The organism is Clostridium sulfidigenes (assembly GCF_052067195.1).
GTDB classification, from domain to species: Bacteria; Bacillota; Clostridia; order Clostridiales; family Clostridiaceae; genus Clostridium_J; species Clostridium_J sulfidigenes.
Window position 1 is genome coordinate 244,778 of record NZ_JBQHQR010000001.1, and the last position, 17,347, is coordinate 262,124.

The 17,347-nt window shown below is 30.6% G+C and carries 15 protein-coding genes; all 15 read left to right on the forward strand.

Annotation, left to right across the window (positions count from 1 at the left end; all coding sequences use genetic code 11):
* Nucleotides 1-6 precede the first annotated feature (6 nt).
* The 15 genes from ACTNBA_RS01245 to ACTNBA_RS01315 all read left to right on the forward strand — a co-directional run bounded on the left by ACTNBA_RS01245 (nucleotide 7) and on the right by ACTNBA_RS01315 (nucleotide 17,308).
* Entirely contained in the window at nucleotides 7-972 is a 966-nt protein-coding gene (locus ACTNBA_RS01245; RefSeq protein ID WP_441071905.1) for a bifunctional riboflavin kinase/FAD synthetase, read from the forward strand.
* Nucleotides 973-1,118: 146 nt separating this feature from the next.
* Nucleotides 1,119-1,382 carry a 30S ribosomal protein S15 gene (gene rpsO / locus ACTNBA_RS01250; RefSeq protein WP_035132815.1) on the forward strand — a complete coding sequence of 88 codons (264 nt, stop codon included), beginning with the start codon at nucleotides 1,119-1,121 and terminating at the stop codon, nucleotides 1,380-1,382.
* Nucleotides 1,383-1,491: 109 nt separating this feature from the next.
* Entirely contained in the window at nucleotides 1,492-3,600 is a 2,109-nt protein-coding gene (locus ACTNBA_RS01255; RefSeq protein ID WP_035132816.1) for a polyribonucleotide nucleotidyltransferase, read from the forward strand.
* A 188-nt stretch (nucleotides 3,601-3,788) separates the two neighbouring features.
* Nucleotides 3,789-4,064, forward strand: coding sequence for a YlmC/YmxH family sporulation protein (locus ACTNBA_RS01260; protein WP_035132817.1), 276 nt, complete (start codon nucleotides 3,789-3,791; stop codon nucleotides 4,062-4,064).
* Nucleotides 4,065-4,077: 13 nt separating this feature from the next.
* Nucleotides 4,078-5,265, forward strand: coding sequence for an aspartate kinase (gene dapG / locus ACTNBA_RS01265; RefSeq protein ID WP_441071908.1), 1,188 nt, complete (start codon nucleotides 4,078-4,080; stop codon nucleotides 5,263-5,265).
* A 53-nt stretch (nucleotides 5,266-5,318) separates the two neighbouring features.
* Nucleotides 5,319-6,161 carry a ClpP family protease gene (locus ACTNBA_RS01270; protein ID WP_084178140.1) on the forward strand — a complete coding sequence of 281 codons (843 nt, stop codon included), beginning with the start codon at nucleotides 5,319-5,321 and terminating at the stop codon, nucleotides 6,159-6,161.
* A gap of 153 nt (nucleotides 6,162-6,314) precedes the next feature.
* A complete protein-coding gene (locus ACTNBA_RS01275; RefSeq protein ID WP_441071910.1) occupies nucleotides 6,315-8,624 on the forward strand; it encodes an FtsK/SpoIIIE family DNA translocase in 2,310 nt (769 codons plus the stop codon).
* Nucleotides 8,625-8,699: 75 nt separating this feature from the next.
* Nucleotides 8,700-10,019, forward strand: a complete 1,320-nt coding sequence (rimO, locus tag ACTNBA_RS01280) for a 30S ribosomal protein S12 methylthiotransferase RimO (protein ID WP_441071912.1) — start codon at nucleotides 8,700-8,702, stop codon at nucleotides 10,017-10,019.
* A gap of 245 nt (nucleotides 10,020-10,264) precedes the next feature.
* Nucleotides 10,265-10,807 carry a CDP-diacylglycerol--glycerol-3-phosphate 3-phosphatidyltransferase gene (gene pgsA / locus ACTNBA_RS01285; RefSeq protein ID WP_441072148.1) on the forward strand — a complete coding sequence of 181 codons (543 nt, stop codon included), beginning with the start codon at nucleotides 10,265-10,267 and terminating at the stop codon, nucleotides 10,805-10,807.
* Nucleotides 10,808-10,971: 164 nt separating this feature from the next.
* Complete coding sequence (gene recA, locus ACTNBA_RS01290) at nucleotides 10,972-12,006, forward strand: recombinase RecA (protein ID WP_441071914.1); 1,035 nt, start codon at nucleotides 10,972-10,974, stop codon at nucleotides 12,004-12,006.
* A gap of 389 nt (nucleotides 12,007-12,395) precedes the next feature.
* Nucleotides 12,396-13,949 carry a ribonuclease Y gene (gene rny, locus ACTNBA_RS01295; protein WP_051823775.1) on the forward strand — a complete coding sequence of 518 codons (1,554 nt, stop codon included), beginning with the start codon at nucleotides 12,396-12,398 and terminating at the stop codon, nucleotides 13,947-13,949.
* Nucleotides 13,950-14,147: 198 nt separating this feature from the next.
* The gene (locus ACTNBA_RS01300) at nucleotides 14,148-14,417 is read left to right on the forward strand and encodes a stage V sporulation protein S (protein WP_035128739.1); all 270 of its coding nucleotides are present in this window, start codon (nucleotides 14,148-14,150) and stop codon (nucleotides 14,415-14,417) included.
* Nucleotides 14,418-14,793: 376 nt separating this feature from the next.
* Entirely contained in the window at nucleotides 14,794-15,987 is a 1,194-nt protein-coding gene (locus ACTNBA_RS01305) for a pyridoxal phosphate-dependent aminotransferase (RefSeq protein WP_346848378.1), read from the forward strand.
* 23 nt (nucleotides 15,988-16,010) lie between these two features.
* Nucleotides 16,011-16,265, forward strand: a complete 255-nt coding sequence (locus tag ACTNBA_RS01310; protein ID WP_035128745.1) for an HPr family phosphocarrier protein — start codon at nucleotides 16,011-16,013, stop codon at nucleotides 16,263-16,265.
* A 68-nt stretch (nucleotides 16,266-16,333) separates the two neighbouring features.
* Nucleotides 16,334-17,308 carry a tyrosine-type recombinase/integrase gene (locus ACTNBA_RS01315; RefSeq protein ID WP_441071918.1) on the forward strand — a complete coding sequence of 325 codons (975 nt, stop codon included), beginning with the start codon at nucleotides 16,334-16,336 and terminating at the stop codon, nucleotides 17,306-17,308.
* The last annotated feature ends 39 nt before the right edge of the window (nucleotides 17,309-17,347 follow it).

The following is a 17,347-nucleotide window of genomic DNA, read 5'->3' on the forward strand; positions in this document are numbered from 1 at the left end:
ATATTTATGAAAATTATACAAGATAATTTTAATGAAGTCATTGAAACTCCTAGTATAATTGTTCTGGGAAGTTTTGATGGTATACATAGTGGTCATAGAGAATTAATTAATAGTGCTAAGGAATTAGCAGAGAAGATTAAATTAACTAAAAAGATAGAAGATGTAGAGGTCATGGTATGTACCTTTAAAAATCATCCTTTGTCTGTTGTTAATAAAGAGATTTGTCCAAAATTAATAATGAGCAATGAAGAGAAAGCTATTTTATTTGAAAAACTTCAAGTGAATATATTGAATTTTATGGAGTTTAATAAGGAGTTCATGTCAATTTCACCAGAACAATTTATTAATAGTTTAAAGAAGCATTATAATGCTAAAGGTATAGTAGTTGGCTTTAATTATCGTTTTGGATATAAAAATTTAGGTGATGTAGAGATTCTTAAAAAATATAGTGAAATATTAGACTATGAACTTTTTGTAGTAGAGCCCATAACTTCAGATGGAGAAGTGGTAAGTAGCTCTGCCATTAGACATAATCTTCAAGAAGGAAATATAGAAAGAGCTAATAAGTTTCTTGGTAGACCATTTATGTTAAGTGGAAATATAATTAAGGGTAAGCAGATAGGTAGAACTATGGGATTCCCTACTGTAAACTTAAATTATGATAAAAAATTCGTAGTACCTAAGGGTGGAGTTTATGGAACTATTGTAGAGTATAAAAACTGCTTTTATAAAGCCATAACTAATATTGGATACAATCCTACCCTAGAAGGTAGTAAATTAAGTATTGAAACTAATATTTTAAATTTTGATAAAAATATATATGGAGAAGAAATTAAACTATATTTTATAGAGAAAATAAGAGAAGAAAAAAGATTCGGATCCATTGATGAACTGAAGAATCAACTATCCAAGGATAAAAATTATGTAAATGGCAAGAATTATTCTATATATATAGATAAAATTCCTAAATAACTAATTTTTACAAATTTTTAATTAGTTTTTCTATTTACAAAATAAATTTAGTTTGATATAATTTCATATGAACCTTATGCTATGTATTCTGAATGCCAACGGGGTACATGGCATATGGCGATTTAACTATTGGAGGTGCATACAATATGGAAAAGGCAAGAAAACAAGAAATAATGCAACAATTTGCAAGAACAGAAGGAGATACAGGTTCTCCAGAAGTACAAATAGCATTATTAACAGAAAGAATTAAAGAATTAACTGAGCATTTAAAAGTTCACAAAAAAGACCACCACTCAAGAAGAGGTCTTTTAATGATGGTTGGACAAAGAAAAGGACTTTTAAGCTACTTAAAGAAGCAAGATATCGAAAGATACCGTGCTATAATTGCTAAATTAGGAATTAGAAAATAATTAAGAGCGGCAAAGCCGCTCTATTATTTTAATTAAATAGCAAAAAAAAGATAATAATAAGTATATATCTATATATATATTTTTTTAATAACCGAAAGGAGGAGATTAAATGACAAATACGTTAAGTACTTCTGTAGCAGGAAGAGAAATGAAGATAGAAATTGGTAAAATTGGAAAGTTATCTGATTGTGCTATGTTTATTAGTTATGGAGAGACTGTAATCCTTGTAAATGTAAATGCGTCTGAAGAACCAAGACAAGGAATAGATTTTTTCCCACTAAGTGTAGAATATGAAGAAAGACTATATGCAGTAGGTAAAATTCCAGGGGGATTTTTAAAGAGAGAGGGAAGACCATCAGAAAAAGCTATACTAAATTGTAGAGCTATAGATAGACCTATAAGACCTCTATTCCCAAAAGGATATAGAAATGATGTTCAAGTGGTTTGTACGGTATTATCTGTAGACCAAGATAATTCTCCAGAAATATTAGCTATGAATGCAGCTTCAATAGCATTACTTTTATCAAGTATACCATTTACTGATGCAGTAGCTACAGTATCAATTGGATTAATCGATGGAAAGTTTGTAGTTAACCCTACATCTAAAGAAAGAGAATTAAGCTCAATGCAATTAACTGTATGTGCTACTAAAGACAGAGTTATGATGATAGAAGCTGGTGGAGATGAAATCCCAGAAGAAACTATGATTGAAGCTATAGACTTTGGATTTAATCAGTGTCAATCTATTATAGCGTTCCAGGAAGAGGCTAGAGCTAAATTTGGAAAGGTTAAACCTGAGCCAGTACTATACAAAGTAAATGAAGAAATCCAAGGTGAAGTAAGAAACTTTGCTTTTGATATGTTAAAAGAAGCTATGTATATCACTGATAAAGATGAAAGAAATCTTAAAGTAAGTGAAATTAAAGCTAAAATAAATGAAGAATTTTCTGAGAAGTATCCAGAGGGCGGAAGTGACATAGGAGAAGTTGTTTACAATATTCAAAAGGAAATTGTAAGAAACATGTTACTTAGAGATAAGAGAAGACCAGATGGAAGAGAATTTAATCAAATTAGATCTATATCTTGTGAAACTGGACTCCTTCCAAGAACTCATGGTACAGGATTATTTACAAGAGGATTAACTCAAGTAATGACTGTAGCTACATTGGGAGCTTTAGGTGATGTTCAAATCATAGATGGTATTGGAGAAGAAGACTTCAAGAGATATATGCATCACTACAATTTCCCAGCATACAGTGTTGGAGAAGTAAGACCACTTAGAGGACCAGGAAGAAGAGAAATAGGACACGGTGCTTTAGCTGAAAGAGCCTTAGAACCACTAATTCCTTCTATAGAGGAATTCCCATATGCTATAAGACTTGTTTCAGAAGTTTTAAGCTCTAACGGATCTACATCTCAAGCCAGTGTATGTGGAAGTACATTAGCATTACTTGATGCTGGAGTTCCAATAAAGAGACCAGCAGCAGGAATTGCCATGGGACTTATAACTAGTGAAGATTTAAGTGAAGAGGCTGTAATTACAGATATTCAAGGAATTGAAGACTTCTTTGGAGACATGGACTTTAAAGTTGCTGGTACAGAAAAAGGAATAACTTCAATTCAAGTTGATACAAAAATAAAAGGATTATCTAAGTATTGTATAAGAACAGCTATAGAAGATGCTAGAACAGCTAGATTATATATCTTAGATAAGATAAATGAATGTATAGCTGAGCCAAGAGCAGAGCTATCTCAATATGCTCCAAGAATGTACACTATAAATATAAAACCAGACAAAATTAGAGATATAATAGGACCTGGTGGAAAAACTATTAAGAAAATAATAGCAGATACAGGTGTTAAAATTGATACTAATGATGATGGTAAGATAGTTATAATGTCTACTGATAGTGAAAGTGCTAATGAAGCATTAAGAATTATAAAGGAAATCACTAAAGAAGTAGAAGTTGGAGAAATATACTTAGGTAAAGTTACTAAGATTATGGCTTTTGGTGCTTTTGTAGAGGTACTTCCAGGTAAAGAAGGTTTAGTACACATATCTAAATTAGCTAACGAAAGAGTAAATAAAGTGGAAGATGTAGTAGCTATAGGTGATGAAATACTTGTAAAAGTAACAGAAATCGATTCTCAAGGAAGAGTAAATCTTTCAAGAAAAGATGCATTAAAAGATAGTGAAGAGTCTAAAACAGAAGAGTAAATAGAAGTTAAAATAAAAAGGTAAAATACCTTTTTATTTTTTTTATTATAAAACATAAGAACATACTAGTGTATAATTTCATAAATTATATTATAATTGTATTAAGTTTCGTTAATTTACTCATAAATATATAATAGAAAACATATTAATCATAGTAATTTATATAATTATGTATGAGGTGATATGTGATGGAAGAAAAATATAGATATTTAAGTGAAATGGAACGATATGAAATAATAAACATTAATGATGGAGATAAGTATAGTGTCCTGGGCAATAATGATATAGTTATAAATGAAAATGGTGAGCTAAAGCTACTATTACTTGGAGATGGAAAGTCTAGTAAGATGTTTTTTAGAAATAATGAGATGCTGGAAGTTTCATGGGATTATGTAAAGAAGATAGGCTCTAAAACTATAATCATCGATGTTGATGGGGAAACACTAAGAAAATCCCATATATAATATGGAGGTAAGTATGGATATAGTTGTTCAGAAATTTGGTGGTACATCAGTATCTAGTGAAAATAATAGAATATTAGTTACAAAAAAGATAAAAAAAGCTATAAAGGATGGATATAAACCTGTAGTAGTAGTATCAGCTATGGGGAGAAAAGGATCTCCTTATGCAACAGATACATTATTATCTTTAGTTAGTGAAGAATTTAAGATAAATAATCCAAGGGCCTTAGACTTACTTTTGTCCTGTGGTGAAACTTTAAGTACAGTGGTAATGTGTAATGATTTATTAAGAGAAGGTGTAGAGGCAGTTCCACTTATGGGTGGAGAAGCTGGTATAAGGACTGATAATAATTTTAATAATGCATCTATTTTAGATGTTAATCCGAAAAATGTACTAAAGGTATTAGAGCAGGGAAAAGTACCTGTAGTAGCAGGTTTTCAAGGTATAAGTGAAGAGGGTAGCATCACTACCATAGGAAGAGGTGGAAGTGACGTTACAGGGGCAATTTTAGGAGCAGCACTAAAGGCAAAGGAAGTTCAAATATATACAGATGTTGATGGTATAATGACAGCAGATCCAAGAATAGTTTCTAAGGCTTCATTAATTGAGAGTATAAGCTATGATGAAGTATTCCAATTTGCTGATCAAGGAGCTAAAGTAATACATCCTAGAGCTGTTGAAATATCTAGAAAATATAATATTCCATTAGTAATTAAAAATACTCTTAGTGATTGTGAAGGGACTACTATTTCTTCTTATGGGGAGGACATTGAAAGAATTATCACTGGAATTACTCATATGAGTAATAGAGTTCAAATAAGAATTAATGGAGGCTCAAAGGAGCACTGCAATAATATATTTCATATTTTAGCTGAAAATGAAATAAGTATTGATTTGATAAGTGTATTTATAAATGATAAAATATTTACTATAAGTGAAGTAGATTTAGATAAGTTTAAAAATATAGCAGCTAATTATGAAATTGATTATCAGTATACAGAAAATTGTAGCAAAATATCTATAATAGGTTCAAAGATGAGAGGAATACCTGGAGTTATGTCTAGAATTCTAAAGGCTTTAGAAGAAGGCAATATAGATATTCTTCAAACTGCTGATTCACATACAACTATTTGGTGTCTTGTAGAAAGTAATAAAGTTAAAGATGCTATAAATTTACTTCATAATGAATTTAAATTAGGATAGTATATAAACACCTCTTAATGCACAGAATAAGAAACATTAGGAGGTGTTTTTCCATGATTAATGAAGCGGAAAATAAAAAACATAAGGAAGATAAAGATACTAAACACAAAAAAAATAATAAAAGTAAAGTTATAATAAATGAAGAAAATGATGATGAGCAAAATGAAGATGATAACTCTAAAGGGGTAAGTAAGGAAGTTGCAAACTTAAAAGAAGTAGGGGTCATGTCTGTAGCAAAGGCTGATGACAGGATTCAAGTTATACCTATAATAGGTCAGGTTGAAGGTCATAATATTTCTGGTAATCAAACTAAGTCTACTAAATATGAGTTAATTATTCCCCAGTTAATAGCTATTGAGAGAGATAGTAATGTAAAAGGTATACTCATAGTATTGAATACTGCAGGAGGGGATGTAGAAGCAGGCTTAGCCATTGCAGAAATGATAACTAGTCTTAGTAAGCCTACAGTATCCATAGTCATAGGTGGAGGACACTCTATAGGAGTTCCATTAGCTACAGCATCAGATTATTCCTTTATAACTCCTTCAGCTACAATGATAGTGCACCCTGTAAGAATGAATGGATTTGTTATAGGTGTGCCTCAAACCTTTGAATATTTTAGAAAGATGCAGGAGCGAATAGTTGAGTTTGTAGTTAGAACTTCAAAAATTGATTCAGACGATTTTAGAAGGCTTATGAGTCAAACAGATGAATTACTAAATGATATAGGAACTATATTGATAGGGGATCAAGCCGTAGAATGTGGTCTTATTGATGAAGTAGGTGGAATTAGAGAAGCCTTAGATAAATTAGAAGAGTTAATAAGTGAAGGTGAAAAAAATCAACTAGAAATAAGTTCAGAAGAAAATATTAGTGAAGAAATAGATAAAATTTAACAATTCATCATTGAGTTGTCAGCAAAATCATGTTGGCAACTTTTTATTTGTAAAAAAATTTGAAATATAGGTGGATTTCAATGTACAATATATTGAGATGGATAAATGGAAATTATTTTCATGAATCTTAGGAAGAGTTTTGGAGGAGATACTATGACTAAAGGAAAAGAACCTTTAAAAAGGAAAAATGGTAGTAAAAAGAATACTGTTAAAAATAATAGTTCAAAAGCTAATAAAGCAAAAAAGGATAAACTTTTTGATTTTAATGGAATTATACTGATAACCATAGGAGTTTTAATATTTTTAGCTTTACTATCAGTTTTGTTTTCAGACCCAACATCTTTGGCAGGTTCTATGGGAGTATTTATTAATAGAATTTTTATAGGACTTCTTGGAATTGGTGCCTATGCTTTACCCTTTGTGCTTATATACATGGGAGTAAGTTACATAAAAATAGATAAATATTTAAAGGTAACAAAAAAATCCCTTGGAGTTTTAATGTTTATAGTTACTACCATGATTTTTGTTGAGCTTATAGTATTACCTGCTTACTACGTAAAAGGAAACATGGCAAGTGCTATTATAAATCAATTTAAATCTAAGTCTGTACTTCATGGAGGTATTATATCTTTAGTAATTACTGTTCCTATAAGTTCACTTTTAGGAAAGGTAGGTAGCTATATAGTTTTATTTGCTTTATATATAATATCTTTAGTGTTAATTAATAATATTACTATAAAAGAGTTATTTACATTTGAAAAAGTAGAAAGTAAAAAAAAGTCAAGGGATTTGAAGCAAACAAATATTGCAATTGATGAAGCTATGGAATATGTATCAGCAGATGGGAATACTAGAGGCAATGGAAGCAGTGAAGAGTCGAAGATTAAAATTATAGATTTTATGAAGATGGATGAACAAGAGAATAGATTTGAAGGAAAAACAGAAACAAGTATAGAACAACCTAATAAGTCAAAGGAAAATAGAAATAGTATAGAGGATATAGATATTGACATTTCCTTTGGTGATGGAAACAAAATATATGCTTATGAACATCCTGCACCAGAACTCCTTCATAAAAATTTAAGTAGTATAGGTAAAAATAGTGATAAAAAAGACCTCCTTAATAGTGCTAATAAACTTCAAGAAACCTTAGAAAGTTTTGGAGTTGAAGCTAAGGTAATACAGGTTACAAAAGGTCCATCTGTAACTAGGTTTGAATTACAACCTCATGTAGGAGTTAAGGTTAGCAAGATAGTTAATCTATCAGATGATATAGCTCTAAACTTAGCAGCCTCAGGAGTTAGGATAGAGGCTCCAATCCCAGGAAAGGCAGCAGTAGGTATAGAAGTACCTAATAAAGATTTATCGGCAGTATTTTTAAGAGAGGTAATAGAAAGTGAAGAGTTTACACTTGCTAAGAAAAATTTAGCCTTTGCCCTTGGAAAGGATATTGCAGGTAATTGTGTAGTGGGAGATTTATCTAAGATGCCTCACCTTTTGATTGCAGGAGCTACAGGGTCAGGAAAAAGTGTATGTATTAATACTCTTTTAATAAGTTTATTATATAAATATACACCTCAAGAGGTTAAATTGCTGTTAATAGACCCTAAAGTGGTAGAACTTAATATATACAATGGAATACCACACCTATTAATTCCAGTAGTTACAGAACCTAAAAAAGCTGCAGGAGCATTAAATTGGGCAGTTAATGAAATGACTAGAAGATATAAACTCTTTGCAGATAATAACGTAAGAAATATTGAAGGATATAACGACTTTGTAGAAAAGGGGATAATAGAAGAAAAACTTCCATGGATTGTAATCATAATCGATGAGTTAGCAGACTTAATGATGGTATGTCCAAATGATGTTGAGGAATATATAGGTAGACTTGCTCAAATGGCTAGGGCCGCAGGAATGCATTTAGTAATAGCAACACAAAGACCATCTGTAGATGTAATTACAGGGGTAATTAAAGCTAATATACCATCTAGGATATCCTTCGCTGTTTCAAGTCAAATAGACTCAAGAACTATACTAGACTCTTCAGGAGCAGAGAAGCTTTTAGGTAAAGGGGATATGCTATATTATCCTGTAGGTGAATCGAAGCCACTTAGAATTCAAGGAGCCTTTGTGTCTGAGGAAGAAGTAGAGACTGTAGTAGAATTTATTCGTAATGGATTAAAGGAATTAGAGTATAAAAAAGAAATCATGGATGAAATAGAAAATAGTGTTTCCAAATCTAAAGGTGGAGAAGATTGTGATGAGTTAATAGATGAAGCTATTAAAATTGTATTAGAAGAAGGGCAAGCTTCAACATCCTTGTTGCAGAGAAGGCTAAAAATAGGGTATAATAGAGCGGCTAGAATTATAGATGAAATGGAAGCTGAAGGGATTATCTCTGGTCGTAATGGAAGCAAGCCAAGACAGGTTTTTGGAAGAGATGATACCATGAGACAATAACTTCTTAATGAAACTTTCATTACAACACAAAAGAAGAGGTTTTAAATAATATAGAGATCACTTAGGAGGATAAAGGTGGAAAAATTAAAATTTGGAGTAATAAATTTAGGTTGTGACAAGAATAGAATAGATGCAGAAATTATAATAAGTAGTTTGAAGAGTAGATATGAAGCGGTGACAGATGAAAGGCAGGCAGACATATTGCTAGTTAACACCTGTGGATTTATAGAAACTTCAAAGCAAGAATCTATTGATACCATATTAGAAATGGCAAAATATAAGAAAGATAAATGCAAGGTGCTCATAGCTACTGGGTGCTTAACTCAGAGATATGGTAGTGAGCTTTTAGAACTTATGCCGGAACTAGATATAATTTTAGGTGTAAATGATTATGATAAATTGCATGAATGTATTGAAAAATCTATGAAAACTGGAGAAAAGAGCTGTATTACAACTTATAGTGATACCAATATAAACATTGGTAAGAGACAGGTTACAACAGGAGGAAGTACTGCTTATATAAGAATATCTGAAGGGTGTAACAATATTTGTGCCTACTGTGCAATTCCGAAAATAAGAGGAAGATACAGAAGTAGGGATATGGAAGATATCCTTAAAGAAGCTAAAGAGTTAGCTTTAAATGGATATAAGGAGTTAATTATAGTAGCGCAAGATACTACTAATTATGGGGTAGATATATATGGAGAAAAAACTTTACATATTCTTTTAAAAGAGCTAGGTAAAATTAAAAGTATAAAATGGATAAGACTTCTTTATTGTTATGCAGAAGAGCTAACTGATGAAGTTATAAATGAAATAGCTATCAATGATAAGGTGTGTAAGTATATAGATATTCCTATACAACATATCAGCGATGATGTTTTAAAGTCTATGAGAAGAAAAGGAAGAAAGAAAATAATCACTGAAAATATTAAAAAGCTTAGAGATGCAGTTCCTAATATAACTATAAGAACTACTCTTATAGTAGGATTTCCAGGAGAAACAGAAGAGAACTTCTTAGAATTATTAAATTTTGTCAAAGAAACTAAATTTGATAAGCTAGGAGTATTTACTTACTCTCAAGAGGAAGGTACTGTGGCTGCAGAAATGGAAGGTCAAATAGAAGAAAATATTAAAGAAGAAAGACTTCACTCTATAATGATGGCTCAGCAAAGTATATCAACAGAAATAAATGAAAATAAAATAGGTAGAACCTATGATGTATTGATTGAAAGTAAAGAAAAAGGAACATATTGTGGAAGAAGTTATGAAATGGCTCCAGAAATTGACGGAGAAGTTTATGTAAAATCTAATAAATTAAGTATAGGTGATTTTGTTAAGGTAAGAATAAAAGATGCACTAGAGTATGATTTAATAGGAGAAATCCTTAAATAATTTTTAGATTTATATATTTATAATAAAAAAATATTAATTAATAATATAGATAAGGATATAAAGTAAAATTAGTATTAATAAACTAAATAATTTTTAGATTTTATTGTATAATGTTTGTATATGATAAAATAATTTATAATTACTATTATAAAAAATTTGTTTCTGCTATTTACAATAAGAAGTAAATTTTAATTAGGTAAACAGATTATAAGATTGTTAAATTTCAGGAGTAGGAGATGTTAATGATGAATCTTGCAAATAAGCTTACAGTGCTAAGAATAATGTTAGTTCCGATATTCTTAATATGTGCAATGATTGATACCACCACAACTAATATTATTGCTTTATCAATATTTATTATAGCTTCAGCAACAGATAAATTAGATGGATATATAGCTAGAAGCAGAAATCAGATAACTAACTTTGGAAAATTCATGGATCCTCTAGCAGACAAGCTTTTAGTTACCTGTGCTCTAATACTTTTAGTTGAAAAAGGAATTGTTGCAGCTTGGGTAGTAGTTGTAATAATTGCTAGGGAATTTATAGTATCAGGATTAAGGACATTAGCTGCTTCACAAGGCGTGGTAATAGCTGCAAGTAATTGGGGAAAGCTGAAGACTGTAATTCAGATGATAGCTATCATAATGGGACTATTATCTCTAGTATATAATCCAGAGTGGCTTAACATTACAACCCAGGTTGCCATATACCTAGCAGCTGTTATAACTATTGGATCTGGAGTGGATTATTTTATTAAAGGAAAAGATATTATAAATATTAATGAATAATGTTTATAATTCTATAACTATGTCAAAAATGGTAAAGAGTTCCTTGAAAGAAATTTAAAGGAACTCTTTACTATAACACTTGACCTGATAAATTAAATACTATATAATAAATATATAAGAACTATTGTTCGCAATGGAAGGATGTGAACCCTAAAGGGGAATTTATGAATAACGATAAATTAAAAGCATTAGAAGCAGCTATGGGTCAAATAGAAAAGCAATTTGGTAAAGGCTCAATAATGAAATTAGGGGAAGAGAGCACTTTAAATATAGACTGCATATCTACAGGATGTTTAGGGCTAGATATTGCACTGGGAATTGGCGGAGTTCCAAGAGGAAGAATAATTGAGATTTTTGGACCAGAATCCTCTGGTAAAACTACTGTAGCTTTACATGTAGTTGCAGAAGCTCAAAAGAATGGTGGTTGTGCAGCATATATAGATGCAGAACATGCCCTTGATCCAGTTTATGCAAAGGCATTAGGCGTAGACATAGATAACTTAATAGTATCTCAACCAGATACAGGTGAGCAAGCTCTTGAAATTACAGAAGCATTAGTTAGATCTGGTGCAATAGATATAGTAGTTATAGACTCTGTTGCTGCCTTAGTTCCAAAGGCTGAAATTGAAGGTGAAATGGGAGATGCCCATGTAGGTCTTCAAGCTAGACTTATGTCTCAAGCTTTAAGAAAACTTACAGGTTCTATAAACAAATCAAAATGCTCTACTATATTTATAAACCAATTGAGAGAAAAAGTTGGAGTTATGTTTGGAAATCCAGAAACAACTCCAGGAGGAAGAGCTCTTAAATTCTATGCCTCTGTAAGAATTGATGTAAGAAAGATAGATACTATTAAACAAGGAGAAACCTTCTTAGGAAATAGAACTAGAGCTAAGATAACTAAGAATAAAGTTGCACCACCATTTAAACAATCAGAATTTGATATTATGTATGGTGAAGGAATATCTAGGGTTGGCGATATATTAGACATTGGTGTTAAAGAAGAAATTGTCCAAAAAAGTGGCGCTTGGTTTGCCTACGGAGACGTAAGACTAGGCCAAGGAAGAGAAAATGCTAAAAACTTTTTTAAGGAAAACCCAGAAATTGCTAATGAAATAGAAAATAAAATAAGGGAAAAATACTCTTTGCCATTAAATAACAATCAAGTAAAAGTTGAGAATAAAGTAGAAGAAAAGTAAATTACTTTATTAAATCAGATAAAAGATATGTGAAGCTTTAAGTAAAAATATATAACTTAAGCTTTACATATCTTTTTTAATTAAAATTTTAAATATTGTGTATGAAATATACAAATAAATGTATAATTAAAGTATGTGATATTTTAATGTAAAAATTAAAGGTGATATTCTAATTAAAAATTTTTTTTAAAAGGTTCAAGTCGAGCCTAAGAGCTAAGTTGAGAGAATTTGTAGTATTTAGTAATAACCTTGACAATGATGTTAAAGTAATATAAAATGAATACAAATACTGGTTTAATATAAGAGGAATTGAATAGAATATGCACCTTTTCGAGCTTTCATTTTACTGCTAATATATGTCATAAAAAAAGCAAAGGAGGTGTTGGAAATTGACTGAACCAAGTCAAATTATTTTAATAATAGCTATTGCGCTAGTTGTTTGTTTAGTCGCTATTTTTGTTTTTATTTATACAAGAAAGAATATATCTTTAGCTAATGTATCTAAATCAGAGGAAGATGCTAAAAAGATTTTAGGTGAGGCACAAAAAGAAGCAGAATCTAAAAAGAAAGAAGCAATCCTTGAAGCTAAAGAAGAAGTTCATAGATTAAGAGCTGATTTTGATAAAGAGTCCAGAGAAAGAAGAAATGAAATTCAGCGATTAGAAAGAAGGGTTCTTCAAAAAGAGGAAACTTTAGATAAGAAAACCCTATCAATAGAAAGAAAAGAAGAAGTATTATCTAAAAAACAACAAGAGGTTGAGACATTAGAATCAGGAATACAAGAATTATATAATAGTGTAAGAGAAGAATTACAAAGAGTAGCAGGATTAACCTCAGAAGAAGCAAAGCAAATACTATTAGACGAAGTAAAAAAAGAAATTAAACATGAAACAGCAATAATGATTAAAGAAATTGAAGCTAAAGCTAAAGAAGAAGCCGATAAAAAGGCAAGAGAAGTTATAACATATGCTATACAGAGATGTGCAGCAGACCATGTAGCTGAATCTACAGTACATGTTGTATCACTTCCTAACGATGAAATGAAGGGAAGGATTATTGGGCGTGAAGGTAGAAATATAAGAGCCCTTGAAACTTTAACTGGAGTTGATTTAATAATAGATGATACTCCGGAAGCTGTTATTCTTTCAGCTTTTGATCCTATTAGAAGAGAGGTAGCTAAAATTGCCTTAGAAAAACTAATAGTTGATGGAAGAATACACCCAGCAAGAATTGAGGAAATGGTTGAAAAAGCGAAAAAAGATGTTGAGAATGACATAAGAGAAGAGGGCGAGCAAGCCACCTTCGAAACTGGTATCCATGGATTACATGTGGAAATAATCAGACTTTTAGGAAGATTGAAATATAGAACTAGTTATGGTCAAAATGTATTAAAACATTCTATAGAAGTTTCATACTTAGCAGGTCTTATGGCGTCAGAGCTTGGAATGGATCCTACCATGGCAAAAAGGTGTGGATTATTACACGATATCGGCAAAGCTGTAGATCATGAAGTAGAAGGACCACATGCACTAATTGGTGCTGAGTTAGCTAAAAAATGTCATGAATCTCCAATAGTTGTAAACGCTATTGCAGCTCATCATGGAGATGTAGAGTATCAATCTCTAGAAGCAGTACTAGTTCAAGCAGCAGATGCTATATCAGCAGCTAGACCAGGTGCTAGAAGAGAAACTCTAGAAGCCTATATAAAAAGATTAGAAAAATTAGAAGAAATCGCAAACTCATATGAATGTGTAGAAAAGTCATATGCAATTCAAGCCGGAAGAGAAATCAGAATTATGATTAAACCAGATGATGTTGATGATGCAGGTGCTATTGAAGTGGCTAGAGATATTGTGAAGAAAATAGAATCAGAACTAGAATATCCAGGTCAAATAAAGGTTAATGTTATCAGAGAAACAAGAGCAGTAGAATATGCAAAGTAAAATTAGGTAATGAAAAAGGTGAGTCTCCTATTTAATAGGAGGCTTTTATTTTTGTCTATTATTTTAAGTGAAACTATAATTTGCAATAATCTAAAATCGTATTTTCAATAAAAGGAATTTTCAATTAAATGTAGAAATAATATATAGGATTCTAATAATATTAGTTTAATAAGTAGTAATAGTAGTAGGAGGTTTAATATGGAAGTATTAAAAGTTTCAGCAAGATCTAATCCTAATTCAGTAGCAGGAGCCCTGGCAGGAGTACTAAGACAAAGTAGTGGGGCAGAAATTCAAGCTATAGGAGCAGGAGCAATCAATCAAGCAGTAAAGGCTGTAGCTATAGCTAGAGGATTTGTAGCGCCTAGTGGAATGGACCTGGTGTGTGTACCGGCATTTACAGATGTAGAAATTGATGGGGAAGAAAGAACTGCAATTAAATTGATAGTACAATCTAAAAATAATTTTTAGGTTATAAAGACATGAAATTAAATTTTTAATTTCATGTCTTTAGTCTTTATATGTAGGTAAATAAGTTTTAGAACTTTGGACAAATGTTATAAAAAGTTAGTATGTAAATATAAAAAAATGAGAATAATAATAGTAAGTTAAAATTACCATATAATCTTTACACTATATAGAATAAGTGGTATCATACAGATATGAAGTATATCTTTCATATGAAGTTCTAATGCATTTTAAAATTCATTAGATGTAGAATATCCAACTCGTTTATTATATTTTTGAGAATATAATTGAATGAAAAGGTTTAAATAATATTTCTTTTATTTGGATAGTTTTAATTATTTTATATTGTAAAGAATAAATATTAATGGGGGTAGTTATAATGATGCTATCAAAAAAAGCAATGGAAATTTCACCATCACTTACATTAGCAATTACAGCAAAGGCTAAAAAGATGAAAGCAGAGGGGATTGACGTTATAGGCTTCGGTGCAGGAGAGCCAGATTTTAATACTCCAAAAAATATACAGCAAGCTGCTATAAAGGCAATTGAAGCAGGTCAAACAAGATATACAGCGGCTTCAGGTATAATTGAATTAAAGGAAGCAGTTGTAAATAAGTTTAAAAAAGATAATAACTTAACTTATAAAACTTCTCAAATTATTATTTCAACAGGAGCTAAACAATGTTTAGCAAATATTTTTCAAGCTATATTAAATCCGGGAGATGAAGTTTTAATAGGTGCTCCATATTGGGTTAGTTATCCAGAACTTGTACAATTGGCTGATGGAGTTCCAACTTTTGTTGACACAGAAGAAAGTAATTCTTTTAAACTAACAATTGAATCTTTAGAAAAAGCAGTAACTAAAAAAACTAAAGCTATGATACTAAATAGCCCTAATAATCCAACAGGAACAGCTTATACGAAAGAAGAGTTAGAGAAAATTGCAACTTTTGCACAAAAACATGATATAATAATTATATCAGATGAAATATATGAAAAACTTTTATATGGAGAAAGTGGTCATATTTCTATAGCAAGTTTATCTGAAGATGCTTATAATAGAACAATAGTAATAAATGGGGTTTCAAAAGCTTATGCTATGACTGGATGGAGAATTGGTTATGCAGCAGCTAGTGAAAAGATAACTTCATTAATGTCAAACATACAAAGTCACACTACTTCAAATCCATGTTCAATATCTCAATATGCATCTGTAGAAGCTTTAAATGGAGATCAAAGCGAAGTTGAAAAAATGAAACAGGAATTTAAAAAGAGAAGAGATTTTATGGTAGATAAAATTAATTCTATAAATAACTTATCCTGCGTTAAACCAGAAGGTGCATTCTACGTTATGGTAAACATATCAAAGGTGTTAAATAAGGAAGTGGACGGAAAGATTATAAAAGACTCTCTTACATTCAGTGACTTACTTCTTGAGAAGGAGAAGGTTGCAGTAATACCTGGTATTGCTTTTGGAGTAGATGATTTTATAAGATTATCTTATGCTACATCTATGGAAAACATAGAAAAAGGATTGAATAGAATAGAAGACTTTGTTAATGGCATAAAATAATTTCTCGTAAATGAGGTGATAATATGCTAACAAAGGAAATAATCATTAATAATCCACAGGGATTGCATGCAAGACCAGCAACTTTATTAGTTCAAAAGGCTACTACTTTTAAGTGTGAAGTTACTATAGAATGTAATGGTAAAGGAGCTAATGCAAAAAGTCTCATTGGAGTATTATCCTTAGGAGTTAATAAGGGATATACAGTAAAAATTATAACTAACGGAACTGATGAGGAACTTGCACTTACAGAAATCATTTCTACTGTAGAAGGATTATAATTCAAATAAAAGAACTGCTTAGGCGGTTCTTTTGTTCTATAGTAGCCTTTGTAAAGGAGGAGGATTTTATGAATGAAATAATATTACATAGTAAAAAAGAGCTTTATTTAGAAAAAAATAAACATTTTATTCAATGCTTCCTAGATATTAAGGGTGGAAGAAGTAAATATACAGCCATTAGCTATGAGAAAGACATAAAGGATTTTTTTAATAAGTCAGATGTAACTGAAATAACAATAGAACATATAAGAGAAATAAATATATTTCATGTTCAAAAATTTATCCTTGATTTGCAAAATCAAGGATTATCTTCTGCAACTATTAATAGAAAGATATCATCTCTTTCTGCTCTTTATAAGTGGCTTATGAAGTATGAAGATAATTACAGTGATATAAGAATTATTAAGTTTAATCCTTTTGCTAATGTGAAGGAAGAAAAACCTATTGTAACTAATAAAGTTACAGAATTTTTGACTGAGGAAGAAACTAAGATTTTACTGGGAAGTATTGATACTACAACTGTACTAGGACTTAGGAATAAAGCTATATTAGCCTTAGCACTCACCACTGCACTAAGAAAATCAGAAATGATAAATGTAAAAATATGTAATATAAAAAAGTATGGAGAGTATGATGTTATAGAAGTCACTAGAAAAGGAAATAAAAAAGATTTAGTAAAGCTTCAACCTAAGGTGAAAAGTTTAATTGAAAAATACATTTTAGTTACAGGAAGAGATAAAGAAGAGTATAACAATAGTTATTTATTTATAGGACACTCCTCTAATAATAGAAATGGAGAGAAGTTAAATCCTAGTACTTTAAACTATATGCTTAAAAATATATGTAGTAAGTGCAATATAAATAAAAAATTAAAAGTTCACTCCACTAGACATACAGCTATAACTATGGCCATTACTCAAGGAGCTACCATAGAAAAAGTTAGAGAATTTGCAGCTCATAGTAGTATTGCTACTACCAATAGATATGTTCACTCTATAGACAAGCTTAAAGATAATCCAGGAGATAATATGGATATAATATAAAGTTATAGGAATTTATTAGAGGCTAAAGGCATACATTTT

Coding starts and splice junctions, on each gene's coding strand:
- ACTNBA_RS01245 (WP_441071905.1), top strand. CDS start 7: ATGAAAATTATACAAGATAATTTTAATGAAGTCATTGAAACTCCTAGT.
- rpsO (WP_035132815.1), top strand. CDS start 1,119: ATGGAAAAGGCAAGAAAACAAGAAATAATGCAACAATTTGCAAGAACA.
- ACTNBA_RS01255 (WP_035132816.1), top strand. CDS start 1,492: ATGACAAATACGTTAAGTACTTCTGTAGCAGGAAGAGAAATGAAGATA.
- ACTNBA_RS01260 (WP_035132817.1), top strand. CDS start 3,789: ATGGAAGAAAAATATAGATATTTAAGTGAAATGGAACGATATGAAATA.
- dapG (WP_441071908.1), top strand. CDS start 4,078: ATGGATATAGTTGTTCAGAAATTTGGTGGTACATCAGTATCTAGTGAA.
- ACTNBA_RS01270 (WP_084178140.1), top strand. CDS start 5,319: ATGATTAATGAAGCGGAAAATAAAAAACATAAGGAAGATAAAGATACT.
- ACTNBA_RS01275 (WP_441071910.1), top strand. CDS start 6,315: ATGACTAAAGGAAAAGAACCTTTAAAAAGGAAAAATGGTAGTAAAAAG.
- pgsA (WP_441072148.1), top strand. CDS start 10,265: ATGAATCTTGCAAATAAGCTTACAGTGCTAAGAATAATGTTAGTTCCG.
- recA (WP_441071914.1), top strand. CDS start 10,972: ATGAATAACGATAAATTAAAAGCATTAGAAGCAGCTATGGGTCAAATA.
- ACTNBA_RS01300 (WP_035128739.1), top strand. CDS start 14,148: ATGGAAGTATTAAAAGTTTCAGCAAGATCTAATCCTAATTCAGTAGCA.
- ACTNBA_RS01305 (WP_346848378.1), top strand. CDS start 14,794: ATGATGCTATCAAAAAAAGCAATGGAAATTTCACCATCACTTACATTA.
- ACTNBA_RS01310 (WP_035128745.1), top strand. CDS start 16,011: ATGCTAACAAAGGAAATAATCATTAATAATCCACAGGGATTGCATGCA.
- ACTNBA_RS01315 (WP_441071918.1), top strand. CDS start 16,334: ATGAATGAAATAATATTACATAGTAAAAAAGAGCTTTATTTAGAAAAA.